Here is an 11,913-nt window from a genome sequence, read left to right as displayed (position 1 = left end):
ACTGTTTTTCAGTCAGGTCGGTTGGATACTGTGTCATAACTTTATTGTTTGGTACCTTTAAAGATATAACATTTTTCCAATTGACCGGCTGATTCTGAATTGTATGTAGTCCTATAACATTATTCTTAAATCAATTCAAAACAGTTTCTGAAGAATTTTCTCTAACTTTAAAAATGAAGCAACCCTAACAACTATGAGTGCACATACTTTACAACTGATGATTGTCCTCACGGTTTTATCTTTTACAGGAAACAATATGAACCGACCGGATAAAGAAAAACAACACTACTATTGCGAATATTGCGGAAAGAAATTCCCTGATGTCCGCCAGCTCACCTCCGCCACGTGCCCCCGTCATCCCGACGGCTCGAACAAAGGTCGTCACAAGCTGTACGAAGGAAGCGAAAAGCAGGAATACACCTGCAAGTATTGTGGAAAGAAGTTCCCCAACATCATGGTGATGGTTGGCGGACAGTGCGTCAACCACCCCAAAAGCACAAACAAAGGCCCCCACGCCCCTGCATTATAACCCCTATTACCTATTATATAAAAAGGAGTAAAACTATGTTCAGAGGAATAAGCCTGTTCAAGTGCACCCGATGTGGCGAGAAGTTCAAAGCCCCCGACATCGAGTATTGCGCCACTGCATATTCGATGCCTCAACCCTGCCCGAAGTGCGGAAGCATCCGCACACGGCCAGTCAGCTTGTTCGGGAAGTTGACGGAAGAGGTTTATCGGGGGATTTGGGAGAGGATGGAAGAAAAGAAATAAATGTTTTAAAGATTTAGATATATGAATAATGTAGCAATAACACCTACCAAAGTATTGGAAATGGCAAAAAATGGCTGGGATGCCATTGTAGAAATGTATAAGCAGTCTACTCCTGAACAAAGAGAAAAAATTCTGAAGATTTTAGGAGGATTAGCCGGATTTAGTGCTCTACTGAAATATTTGAAAAGCCTATAGAATTGTTGAATATTACTATACATCATTCTTCTTTTCCTATAAATAATTCTATTTGATGAAATGTCTATACATATTTAGAATGTAGGATTTCTGTGGAAAAAGAGGAAGGAATTTGAAAAAACAAGTAAAAAAACAGTGTATTTAATAAAGAATAAATTATGGCAGTCAATTCTATTTCTACAACAAAAATTCTGAAACTTATTGCTTTAGGAATTGCGGCATTAGCTAAATGGTACAATAGCCTTTCCCCCGAAGAAAAGGCTAAAGTGATAGAGCTTCTAAAAAACTTGGGTAGCAAAGGACTCATTCCAAATGCTGCAGGAATCATTCAACAATTGAAAAAGTAATTCAATTATGAATGCTTCTTCCAATTAACAAAACAAACAACATCATGAAAGCAAATGTTACTCTTACATCGGCTAAAGTTCTAAAGAAACGGGGAAAATGGCTGGGATGCCATAGTTAAGATGCATAAGCATTCCTCTTCTGAACAAAGAACGCTAATTCCTTAAAATCTTAGCGGTATTGACTCTTTTGGTGCTTTATTAAAGTATTTGAAAAGTTTATAGTTCGATGTCAAACTAATTAAGCAGAATAAATTATGGTCACGGTTTGTACCCAAAATGAATTGCAAAATGCTTTGAAAGCAAAAGAAAGTCGCATCTTGATTAAAGGTGCATTGGCTGAAAAAATGAAATCTAAAGTAAAAAAACAGAAAACGGCCAAAAAAGTTGGACAGGCAGCAGCAGGAATTGGTATCGCAGCCATTGCAGCTGCTCCATTTACAGGCGGCACTTCATTGGCAGTTAGTACAGCAAGTATAATGGGACTAACAGCTGGTGGAGTTACTATTTCTATAGCTGAACTTGCTATTCTTACAGGATTTGGATTAGGCATAATAGGCTTGTTTAAAGGCTACAATGTGAAGTTCAATTCTGATGGCAGCATAGAACTTAACAGATAAATTCATACATCAATGAAAATACTATTTCTATCAACTGCAATTTTAATTGTTGCAATTATTATAGTAGTTATTATCTACAAGAAATCTCATACTAAGGGAAAAAATTTCTTCATGAGATTTTATCGCAGGAAACAAAGAGAATTTTATCCTGACAAAAAGCTTAAGCGGGAATATTATCTCCTAAAAGGAGTCCTTGATGGCGAAGACATCATCTATTATCCCACAGGAGAAATTAATAAACGACGATTTTGGAAAGATGGCACATTGGAAGGACCATTTACTATCTTTTTTAAAAACGGTAACGAATATATCACTGGCACATATCACAAAGGCAAATATGAAGGTGAATATGTCGTCAAATATTTAAACGGAAATATTAAAGAGAAAAAAGTCTTTTGATAATGGGAATAGGAAATTTTTTAAAGAAAATGTCAGGCATACAAGCTTATCAGGATAGGAAAAAGGCTAAAAGTACGAAAGCTGAGGCTGATGAGTTGCTGGCATATTTGCAAGAAGAAAATGAAAAAAGACGCAGTAAGTCTAATGAAATTCTCGATAAATTTGCAAGAGTAAGACTTGAAGCACTGAAAGAAACAATAGGTCCATTTCTACATTTTCTTGACTTCATGGGTCAGAACTATAAAGACAAAGAATATGAAATTTATAGTCAGATAGATATAAAGCCTGAAAAAATACAAGAATTGAAGACTCTTGATATGAATGCAGGTACGGCGTTGGGAACTGTCGCCGCATCAGGCTCTTTGGCTCTTGCTGCATTAAGCGGTGTGCCATCAGCGGTGACGTGGGGCGTAAGCACATTTGCAGCAGCAAGCACAGGCACAGCGATAAGTTCGCTTTCAGGCGCGGCCGCATGGAATGCAACATTGGCATGGCTTGGTGGAGGTTCACTTGCTGCAGGCGGTGGTGGCATGGCGGCAGGTGCAGCCGTACTAACAGGCATAACATGGGCTTCTACAGGGCTTGTAGCATTGGCATCTGCAGGTCTGATAGCTAGTGCATATTATTCAAAAAAATATACACAGGCTGTAACATACTTGGAAGAGGTGAAAGAATACAAGGCCAAACTCGAATTAGGTTGGCAACTTATGAATAACATAAACCAACGCGCGCTGGAGTTGCAGAATTTGACGTTGCAGTTGAAAGATCATATCGTTACTGCCTTGCAATATCTTGAACCTTTGGTTTACGATTTTCAGACAGACGATGAATATCAAGTTCTAACATTTCAGCAGGCGGCGTTGCTTGTAAAAGGTATGAGTGATATTGCCCAAGTTTCACTGATGGATTCTGATGGAAACCTCAATGACAATACTCTAATTGTAGCAAATAATACAAAAAAGATACTTAACAGGAATTTGTGATGAAAATAGATTATAAGAAATTGTGGTCTTTTGTCAAACCAATAGGTAAAAGAGCTACTGTTGTAATCACAACGCAAAAAGTCTCAAAATATTTAGATTCTCTTTGCAAGAAATATCAAGTACGACCAGACTATGCGCAAGAACTTGTGGACAGATTCTCATCATTGACAGACTATTTGTTAAGCGTAAAGATGAACAACAACCATATAGATTCAAACTATGTGGAGAAAACTTTGCGTGGTCCTATAGCTGAATCATTGTTGAGAGTTGTATCTTCAGCCAAGAATTCGGACAACATGATTGCTGATTTGTTAAGTAAAATCAAGGGCGAAGATATTGATAATATTGAAAATTTCTTTATAGGAATTGGTGTCAATGGTATATCAGAATATGCTGATACCCTAAGGAATGTTTTAGAACAAATTAACAGCGCCATGAATGATTGTAACAAAAGGGACTTGGATGAAATTCCTTATGTGGAAGAAGTTGATGATTGTCCACAAGTAAAAGAAAAGCCGATAAAAAAAAGAGAAGAAACTTATGTGTCTGTCTCAAATAATATGACGGCTCTGGAAGAAGACGAATTTATTAATGATTTGTCAAGTCGACTGATGAATCCTAAAGGAAGGAAAGTCTCTCCATTGGAGATGGTAGACTTAATTAACAAGTTCGTTGACGCTTCTAGGGATGTTGCAAAATTTACCGAAGTGCAAAAGACGAAAAGAGTTGCAATACGGTCTGCGGCTGAAGTCAAGATAAAAGAAATAGACACAATGCGAAATATCATTCAACTTTATTTGGAAAAGACATTCGACGAACGTAGACTTATCTTTGAAAAGCAGTTTCAATGTGTAGATAAAGCCTTAGAAACAGGTGATATTAAACTGCTTGCAATAAGTTTGAACAACATTACAGACTTGGCAAAATCTAGCCCTTTCAAAGCTTTGTCAGATATAGGGCAGGTAAAAAATATACTAGAAGATAAGAATGCTGTGTTTGATATTTAATCCCAATTGGTCCGTTCAGTCATGAGCAAGGAAAAGGCAAAAAGTGGAAATCCAAAAGCACAATATCAAATAGGGATTTGCTCCTTCAACAATTACATATAAATATTTAAAACAAATAGAGGAATTAGCTTCATAGGGCACCTTGACAGACCGTGCCAAACGTCTGTTGGAACGTGAGCGGGAGTCCCTGGGCATTTCGAAAGAAAGGGCTGCGGAGATAGAGAAATTAATGTCAAACGAATAAATAAGAAAGTTATGTCGAAAGTATTCCAAATCACCCCGAAGCGCATCAAGCGCACGAATGGTACGGTACTCACACCGGAGATGGTAGTCACCGTCACTACCCAGTCGCACACCATAACTCCATTTTATAATGGAGCCAAGGAAGTGCAGGAAGCCTACATGCGACTCTACAACTTCGATTACAAGAAAGCATGCTGCTCAGCAAATGATTTTGAGTTTAAAAAGTTAGATTAAAATTGGCTTCTCATCTGACTCTCAAAAGCCAGTATATCTTACTTTGCCGATGAAGATATACTTCATCAGTCAACGCAGTATATCTTCATTGGCAGTTGAAGTATATCTTCTTTCAGAAACCTGTTTTTTTTCATTCACTTGTGCAATGTTTTGGCACTTCCCCACCCTAACTTTGCACAAGTAAACAATAACCAAAGATGATTATATGGAAACATTCAGAAAGAAAATCCAGCAAATGACCGGTTGGTCAGACACTGTGGTCAATGCCATTCAATGTGAAGCCGAAGCACGTATCTACATCGGTGCAGGATTGAAAGAAACAACTGTCAACGGAAAACCAGCCTTAATCCAACCCCGGATAGACCCAAACTATCAGATGCCGGAATGGTGGATAAAGGAACATGGGGAAAAGTGGCGTGGATGGACAAACAGCGACTTAATGGGCGAAGGTTATCCTCCACACGATGAAAACGGAGACCCATACGAGCTGCACCATATCGGGCAACTGACCGATTCGCCTCTTGCCGAACTGACCTGGTCGCAACACCGGGAAGGGGAAAACTATGCGGTGCTGCATACTACCGAAGACTACTCGGACATTGACCGCAGAGCATTCGAGAAAGAGAAAGCTGCACACTGGAGAGCAAGATATCAAGCAAATATGTGACAATGGAAAGAAAACAACATACATTTCCGGGTGAAGAGCTGGACAAACGGGAACGGGTGTGGCGTTTTGCCGACTATGCGGCAGGAGCCTGCGTATCGCTGTTGGAAGGATTCATGCGTCACGCACAAATCCCCAACCAATTGAAACCTACGTATGAAGAAGCCGCATTTGCCTTGCACTACATACTCGACAACCAACAGGAAGAGGAAAATGTAAATCTGGAAACCTGTGCCCGTGTCTTGTTCGGGTTACATCATTTTGCCATCTGCCTGCCTTTTCTCAATGCCGAATACATAGCTGTAGACGATGAAGACTATGCTCAAACAAACCTACTGATAGCCAAGCGGATACTCCCTGTACTGAAAGACTTTGCAGCACACACCCAGTGTCCACCCAGCTACTTTAACCGCATCTACACAGACATCAAAGACCAGTGTGCCCACTGGGATGCCACCCTGCAAGAGATGATATTTGCTTTCGAGTATTTGACCGAACCTGCCAAGTACCATAACGAAAGAGACATCAAACGGATGCAGACAGGACTACACCTGTTTGCCGAATACTTACAAGAAATGTATAATTGAACCCCATGCGAAAAAGGAACACGCACATGAAATACAGAGACGGGTATTTATGCGAATACGATGACCTTACACAACTGCCGGTAGACATACTGGAAGACATCATCATCCGCATCTACCAAGATGGTTTGCACTGCACTTGGAAATCTGGGACAGGGAAGATACGGAAGAAAGATGTTATTCGGACGAAGAGTGCGATTTATGGGGAGTGCTTTGCGGAGAAGAGCGCAGATATACTCCTTTTTGGGGTGTGATGAGAGACCATGTCTACGTCAACGAAAAAGAACCGGAAGACAATAGTCAGCCCCAACAACGCCTGTACAATCCCATCTTGGAAGACAGATTAAAAGAAAAACAAGCAAACGGGTTGGGAAAAGACTTCTGCTACATGAAAGAAACATACAAGCTTTCGTGGCAGGACATGATGCAGATTTCACGCTTCAACCTGACCGTCAAGATGTATTACGATTAAATTAAACGACCAAAAACCATGACAAAAGACCTGTTTGACAAATATATATGGCTGGTAGATACTATCTACCGTGCCGGAAAAATCACTCTCGAAGAAATCAACAAACGGTGGATGCGTTCCCAGTTAAGTGAAGGGACCAGCCTGCCACACCGCACGTTCCACAACTGGCGCAACGCTATCGAGCAAGTGTTCGACATCAATATCGAATGCGACCGCAAAGCTGGTTATTATTACTACATCGAGAATGCCGACGACATGGAAAAGGGAGGCGTACGCAACTGGCTGCTCAACACGTTTGCCGTAAACAATCTCATCAATGAAAGCCATCACCTGAAACGTCGCATCTTATTCGAAAACATACCGTCAGGCAGGCAATTCCTGACTCCCATTATCGAATCGATGCGCGACGGACTGGAAGTGAACATGCTGCATCAAAGTTATTGGCGCGACACCCCCACTCTATACACCGTACAGCCCTATTGCATCAAAGTGTTCAGGCAACGCTGGTATGTCGTAGGCTTTTGCAAAGAGCGTAACGCCCTGCGTACGTTTTCGTTAGACCGGATACACCAGCTGACTACTTCAGACATACATTTCACTTACCCAAAAACTTTCGACCCGGAAGGATATTTTGCCGATTGTTTCGGCATCATTGTAGACGATGAGGATGTCGAGACTGTACGGATAAAAGTATCTGCCACACACCGGCAATACGTGCGTGCCCTGCCACTACATTCCTCCCAAACAGAAGTAGAGACAACGGATGAATACTCCATTTTCGAATACCGTATCAAACCGACTTTCGATTTCAAACAAGAAATCCTTTCGAGAGGAACCAACATGGAAGTCCTTACTCCCGAATACTTCAGAAAAGATATTGCAGACACCATTCGGGAGATGTCTGCCCATTACCTATAATCCCAAAACTTTGTCATCTGTATTCGAAACAGGGGGACGATAAAAAGAAAATTTGAATCTAACCCGATTATGAAACAGAAATTTTACCATAAATAATTATTGGTGTCCAATAAAACTTTAGAATCATAGCTGGAAATAATCCATGGCGTATTCAGTCGTGGCTTACTTCCTTTACTTTTTATCCATCCCTTCTATGTGAAAATTTCCAACGGTGTCGGTCCTTCCGATGCTGCTTTCTGTATGACCTCCCAGTCCCTTTCCGGATGGTTGAACAGGCGGTAGAAAATTAACATAATCCGGACCATCGTTGCCAGTCCGGAGAAGCTCCATGAGCGTATCAGCACTTTCCGCATGAGTGTCAGCAGAAGATTGGCGATGAGTGTCACCCAAATCTGTATTTTAATGGCATTCACGCTTTCCCCGTAAAAGAATTTGAGGGGGAATTCTGTTTATCTGCTTGAAGAGCAATTCTATTTCCAACGTTTGCGGCAAATGGCAATAATCTCCGAAACCGCAAAGTAACCACATGGGGCTGAATCTACCAAATAGAAAACAGCCTTTTTTTGACAGATTATAGTTTCATCGGACACCAATAGTTTGATAAACTAAGAGCCTGTTTAAATTTTCCAATAAAGTAATATTCTATCAGGTTCTTTTGCGTTTGTTTCCGGTCTATTTTCCCGATTTTATTCGTCAGATAGCCCGCTATCCTCCTCATAAAATCAGAAAAACATCCTCGAAAACAATTCGCAATATTAACCTGAGCAAAATTTAAACGCTCTAATTTTATAGATACTTCTTTACAGGTGGCACTATATAAGTAGACATGTCCTTAAAAATTATGCTGTTTTAGTAGTCAGATGCCCGGATATGCAAAATCCGCTCCTGTTGTTTGGCAAGACCGGATACCTGTATTGTGACGGCATATACAACATACCACACATATAGAATCAGGAAAAGCTGATGTATGGCTATGTTATACTATGGTTACAAAACAAAAAAATACCACCTTGAAAGGAAAGGACTTTCAAGGTGGCAAATGTTTATTTTAAATCTAAAAGCTATGAACGGTCTCTGTTTAACCCCAATAAAAGGGACTCATCATGCATTACGTCCATGGCAGTTCTTATACTTCAGCCCGCTACCGCAAGGACATGGATCATTACGCCCTACAGTCTTCTCTGCACGATAAGGTTCCTTTTTAGCCTCACGTGTATCTTTTTCAGCTGCCGCTTGCTGATTCGGGTCATTCAAATCTTGCTTTTCCTCACGATACTGTTGGCGGGGTTGTTGAGGTTCTGGAGCTGCCTGACGCACTTGCTGCGGTTCCTGTACCGGAATCTGTCCACGCATCAAAACAGAAATGGTATTATTATTGATTTTGTTAACCATCGAGTCAAACAAGTTCACCGATTCCAACTTAAAGATCAACAAAGGATCCTTATGTTCATAACTTGCATTTTGAACAGAATGCTTCAATTCATCCAATTCACGAAGATTCTCCTTCCATGCATCATCAATCACATGTAACAAGATTGCTTTTTCAAAAGCCTTGACGATAGCTTTGCCTTCGGTCTCGTATGCTTCTTTCAAGTTTACCGAAATGTTGTACATCCGTTTTCCATCTGTAATCGGAATCAAAATATTCTGGTAAACTTGTCCTTGATTCTCATAAACCTGCTTTATAACAGGAGTAGCAATTTGTGCCATACGGTCTGTCTTACGACGGAACAAATCCATTGCGCTTTGGAAAGTCTGCTCAGCAAGTTCATCCTTACGCTTATTACGGAAATCGTCTGAAGTGAATGGAGTATCCATAGCCAAGGTCTGCAAAATTTCCATCTTCGCATCATCGTATGTCGGTTGGTCAACCGCATTATAGCAACGATCCCAAATCATGTCAGCAATATCCATACCGATGCGTTCTCCCATCAGGGCATGACGACGTTTCGTATAGACAACTGTACGTTGCTTATTCATCACGTCATCGTATTCCAACAGACGCTTACGGATACCGAAGTTGTTTTCTTCTACCTTCTTCTGAGCACGCTCAATAGATTTCGAAATCATGCTATGCTCAATCATTTCGCCTTCCTTGAAGCCCATCTTATCCATCCAGTGAGCCAAACGGTCGGATGCAAACAGACGCATCAAATCGTCTTCCAACGAAACGAAGAACACAGAAGAGCCCGGGTCACCCTGACGTCCTGCACGACCACGCAACTGACGGTCTACACGACGCGACTCATGACGTTCTGTACCGATAATCGCCAAACCGCCTGCTGCCTTCACTTCCGGACTCAACTTGATATCGGTACCACGACCCGCCATGTTGGTAGCAATGGTCACCGTACTGCTCTGACCGGCTTTCGCAACGATTTCAGCTTCCTTCTGGTGCAATTTCGCATTCAATACATTGTGAGGAATCTTACGCAAGGTAAGCATCTTGCTCAGCATTTCGGAGATTTCTACCGATGTCGTACCCACCAATACCGGACGGCCTGCATTGACCATCTTCTCGATTTCCTCGATAACCGCCTTGTACTTTTCACGTTTGGTCTTATAGACACGGTCGTTCATATCAATACGGGCAATCGGACGATTGGTCGGGATAACCACTACATCCAGTTTATAGATGTCCCAGAACTCGCCCGCTTCGGTTTCCGCCGTACCGGTCATACCGGAGAGCTTATGATACATACGGAAATAGTTCTGCAAAGTGATTGTAGCAAATGTCTGCGTAGCGGCTTCAATCTTCACGCCTTCCTTGGCTTCTACCGCCTGATGCAATCCGTCACTCCAACGGCGTCCTTCCATGATACGTCCGGTCTGCTCATCGACAATCTTCACCTGACCGTCCATAACGACATAGTCGGTATCCTTTTCGAACATCGTATAAGCCTTCAGCAACTGGTTGATGGTGTGTACACGTTCTGCTTTAATAGCATAGTTGGTCATGAACTCGTCTTTCTTGGCAAGCCGGTCTTCATCGCTCAGCCCTTCTTCGTTTTCCAATGCGGAAAGCTGTGCGGCGATATCAGGCAATACAAACAAAGTCGGGTCTTGTGATTTACCGGTAATCAGGTCGATACCTTTATCGGTCAAATCTACACTCTTCAATTTCTCATCAATTACGAAATACAGAGGCTCTACCGCTTCGGGCATACGCTTGTTGTTCTGCTCCATGTAGATTTCCTCGGTCTTCAGCATACCAGCCTTAATACCCGGCTCGCTCAAGAACTTAATCAACGGCTTATTCTTCGGCAATGCCTTGTGGCTACGGTACAATGCCAAGAAACCTGCCTCCTGGTCTTCTTTCTTATCCGAAGCAATCAGACGCTTGGCATCCGCCAGGAATTGAGTAGCCAATTTGCGTTGTGCTTCTACCAGTCTTTCTACCAACGGGCGGAGCACTTCAAACAATTGTTCATCGCCCTTGGGTACCGGACCGGAGATAATCAACGGAGTACGCGCATCGTCAATCAAGACCGAGTCGACCTCATCGACAATGGCATAATTATGCTGGCGTTGTACCAAATCCTTCGGACTGACCGCCATGTTATCACGCAGGTAATCGAAACCAAATTCATTGTTAGTACCGAACGTAATGTCTGCCATATACGCACGGCGACGGGCTTCCGAGTTGGGCTGATGCTTATCAATGCAATCTACACTCAAACCGTGGAACATATAGAGCGGTCCCATCCATTCCGAGTCACGCTTAGCCAAATAATCGTTGACCGTTACGACATGTACACCGTTTCCGGTCAAAGCGTTAAGGAATACCGGAAGTGTTGCTACTAAGGTTTTACCTTCACCGGTCGCCATTTCGGCAATCTTACCTTGATGCAATACTACACCACCGAACAACTGTACATCGTAATGTACCATGTTCCAAGTAATTTCATTACCACCGGCTACCCAATGGTTCTTCCAAATCGCCTTATCACCTTCTACACGTACGAAGTCTCTTCCTTGTGCAGCAAGGTTACGGTCCATATCCGTAGCTGTAACCTCTATTTCTTCACTTTCGGCAAAACGGCGTGCCGTATCTTTTACAATTGAGAAAGCCGTAGGCAATACATCATTCAATGCCTTCTCATATTTTTCGAGGACTTCTTTCTCCAGCTTATCTATCTGATTGAAAATCGGCTCACGCTTTTCGATATCAGTTTCTTCGATAGTTGCTTTCAAGTCTGCGATTTTCTGAGTTTCTTCCAAAGCAGAGTCCTTAATATATTTCTTCAATTCTTCCGTTTTGGCACGCAACTCATCATTCGTCAACTTTTGGATTTCCGGATAGACTTCTTTTACCTTATTCACCCATGGCTGTATTTCCTTCATGTCGCGGGTTGCCTTGTTCCCGAAAACCTTACTTATAAATTCATTAAATCCCATTATGTTGTTGTTTTTATTATTTCTACTAATGATTAATTGATTAATTCGGTTGCAAAGATAAGAAATTCGCAAAGTATCTGA

16 protein-coding genes are annotated in these 11,913 nt (G+C 41.7%); 14 read left to right on the top strand and 2 right to left on the bottom strand.

Going from position 1 to position 11,913, the window contains the following annotated elements:
• The first annotated feature begins 193 nt into the window (after positions 1-193).
• The 14 genes from B5F91_RS11795 to B5F91_RS11740 all read left to right on the top strand — a co-directional run bounded on the left by B5F91_RS11795 (position 194) and on the right by B5F91_RS11740 (position 7,434).
• A complete protein-coding gene (locus B5F91_RS11795; RefSeq protein WP_239416419.1) occupies positions 194-529 on the top strand; it encodes a hypothetical protein in 336 nt (111 codons plus the stop codon).
• 35 nt (positions 530-564) lie between these two features.
• Entirely contained in the window at positions 565-771 is a 207-nt protein-coding gene (locus tag B5F91_RS14965; protein ID WP_144025112.1) for a hypothetical protein, read from the top strand.
• Positions 772-792: 21 nt separating this feature from the next.
• Positions 793-966: a hypothetical protein gene (locus B5F91_RS15215; RefSeq protein ID WP_158099916.1), complete on the top strand. Its 174-nt coding sequence runs from the start codon at positions 793-795 to the stop codon at positions 964-966.
• 158 nt (positions 967-1,124) lie between these two features.
• Positions 1,125-1,313: a hypothetical protein gene (locus B5F91_RS11790; RefSeq protein ID WP_087429277.1), complete on the top strand. Its 189-nt coding sequence runs from the start codon at positions 1,125-1,127 to the stop codon at positions 1,311-1,313.
• Positions 1,314-1,606: 293 nt separating this feature from the next.
• Complete coding sequence (locus B5F91_RS11785) at positions 1,607-1,930, top strand: hypothetical protein (protein ID WP_144025111.1); 324 nt, start codon at positions 1,607-1,609, stop codon at positions 1,928-1,930.
• A 12-nt stretch (positions 1,931-1,942) separates the two neighbouring features.
• Positions 1,943-2,329 carry a hypothetical protein gene (locus tag B5F91_RS11780; RefSeq protein ID WP_087429275.1) on the top strand — a complete coding sequence of 129 codons (387 nt, stop codon included), beginning with the start codon at positions 1,943-1,945 and terminating at the stop codon, positions 2,327-2,329.
• 2 nt (positions 2,330-2,331) lie between these two features.
• The gene (locus B5F91_RS11775; RefSeq protein ID WP_087429274.1) at positions 2,332-3,312 is read left to right on the top strand and encodes a hypothetical protein; all 981 of its coding nucleotides are present in this window, start codon (positions 2,332-2,334) and stop codon (positions 3,310-3,312) included.
• The gene (locus B5F91_RS11770; RefSeq protein WP_087429273.1) at positions 3,312-4,319 is read left to right on the top strand and encodes a hypothetical protein; all 1,008 of its coding nucleotides are present in this window, start codon (positions 3,312-3,314) and stop codon (positions 4,317-4,319) included. Before B5F91_RS11775 ends, B5F91_RS11770 begins: the two co-directional genes overlap by 1 nt.
• 255 nt (positions 4,320-4,574) lie before the next feature.
• Positions 4,575-4,796, top strand: coding sequence for a DUF6140 family protein (locus B5F91_RS11765; protein ID WP_087429272.1), 222 nt, complete (start codon positions 4,575-4,577; stop codon positions 4,794-4,796).
• Between the two features lie 205 nt (positions 4,797-5,001).
• Positions 5,002-5,463, top strand: coding sequence for an HNH/ENDO VII family nuclease (locus B5F91_RS11760; RefSeq protein ID WP_087396344.1), 462 nt, complete (start codon positions 5,002-5,004; stop codon positions 5,461-5,463).
• A 2-nt stretch (positions 5,464-5,465) separates the two neighbouring features.
• Positions 5,466-6,047: a hypothetical protein gene (locus B5F91_RS11755; protein ID WP_087429271.1), complete on the top strand. Its 582-nt coding sequence runs from the start codon at positions 5,466-5,468 to the stop codon at positions 6,045-6,047.
• Positions 6,048-6,073: 26 nt separating this feature from the next.
• On the top strand, positions 6,074-6,298 hold the full coding sequence (locus B5F91_RS11750; protein WP_144025110.1) for a hypothetical protein: 225 nt from the start codon (positions 6,074-6,076) through the stop codon (positions 6,296-6,298).
• A complete protein-coding gene (locus B5F91_RS11745; RefSeq protein ID WP_022040807.1) occupies positions 6,298-6,516 on the top strand; it encodes a hypothetical protein in 219 nt (72 codons plus the stop codon). The genes B5F91_RS11750 and B5F91_RS11745 overlap by 1 nt, the downstream gene beginning before the upstream one ends.
• 18 nt (positions 6,517-6,534) lie before the next feature.
• Entirely contained in the window at positions 6,535-7,434 is a 900-nt protein-coding gene (locus tag B5F91_RS11740; protein ID WP_087429268.1) for a WYL domain-containing protein, read from the top strand.
• 191 nt (positions 7,435-7,625) lie between these two features.
• On the opposite strand, the gene B5F91_RS11735 is transcribed toward B5F91_RS11740, so the two are convergent.
• Both B5F91_RS11735 and secA read right to left on the bottom strand, forming a co-directional pair.
• Complete coding sequence (locus B5F91_RS11735; protein WP_204244687.1) at positions 7,626-7,847, bottom strand: hypothetical protein; 222 nt, start codon at positions 7,845-7,847, stop codon at positions 7,626-7,628.
• A 688-nt stretch (positions 7,848-8,535) separates the two neighbouring features.
• Positions 8,536-11,832: a preprotein translocase subunit SecA gene (gene secA / locus B5F91_RS11730; protein WP_087429267.1), complete on the bottom strand. Its 3,297-nt coding sequence runs from the start codon at positions 11,830-11,832 to the stop codon at positions 8,536-8,538.
• Positions 11,833-11,913 lie beyond the last annotated feature (81 nt).

It is taken from the genome of Bacteroides sp. An322 (assembly GCF_002161765.1).
Taxonomy (GTDB): Bacteria; Bacteroidota; Bacteroidia; order Bacteroidales; family Bacteroidaceae; genus Phocaeicola; species Phocaeicola merdavium.
The sequence above is the reverse complement of the archived record's forward strand: the minus strand, read 5'-3'. Positions and strand labels throughout refer to the sequence as shown.

Coding starts and splice junctions, on each gene's coding strand:
- B5F91_RS11780 (WP_087429275.1), top strand. CDS start 1,943: ATGAAAATACTATTTCTATCAACTGCAATTTTAATTGTTGCAATTATT.
- B5F91_RS11760 (WP_087396344.1), top strand. CDS start 5,002: ATGGAAACATTCAGAAAGAAAATCCAGCAAATGACCGGTTGGTCAGAC.
- B5F91_RS11790 (WP_087429277.1), top strand. CDS start 1,125: ATGGCAGTCAATTCTATTTCTACAACAAAAATTCTGAAACTTATTGCT.
- B5F91_RS11795 (WP_239416419.1), top strand. CDS start 194: ATGAGTGCACATACTTTACAACTGATGATTGTCCTCACGGTTTTATCT.
- B5F91_RS11775 (WP_087429274.1), top strand. CDS start 2,332: ATGGGAATAGGAAATTTTTTAAAGAAAATGTCAGGCATACAAGCTTAT.
- B5F91_RS15215 (WP_158099916.1), top strand. CDS start 793: ATGAATAATGTAGCAATAACACCTACCAAAGTATTGGAAATGGCAAAA.
- B5F91_RS11770 (WP_087429273.1), top strand. CDS start 3,312: ATGAAAATAGATTATAAGAAATTGTGGTCTTTTGTCAAACCAATAGGT.
- B5F91_RS11765 (WP_087429272.1), top strand. CDS start 4,575: ATGTCGAAAGTATTCCAAATCACCCCGAAGCGCATCAAGCGCACGAAT.
- B5F91_RS11745 (WP_022040807.1), top strand. CDS start 6,298: ATGAGAGACCATGTCTACGTCAACGAAAAAGAACCGGAAGACAATAGT.
- secA (WP_087429267.1), bottom strand. CDS start 11,832: ATGGGATTTAATGAATTTATAAGTAAGGTTTTCGGGAACAAGGCAACC.
- B5F91_RS11755 (WP_087429271.1), top strand. CDS start 5,466: ATGGAAAGAAAACAACATACATTTCCGGGTGAAGAGCTGGACAAACGG.
- B5F91_RS11750 (WP_144025110.1), top strand. CDS start 6,074: ATGAAATACAGAGACGGGTATTTATGCGAATACGATGACCTTACACAA.
- B5F91_RS14965 (WP_144025112.1), top strand. CDS start 565: ATGTTCAGAGGAATAAGCCTGTTCAAGTGCACCCGATGTGGCGAGAAG.
- B5F91_RS11740 (WP_087429268.1), top strand. CDS start 6,535: ATGACAAAAGACCTGTTTGACAAATATATATGGCTGGTAGATACTATC.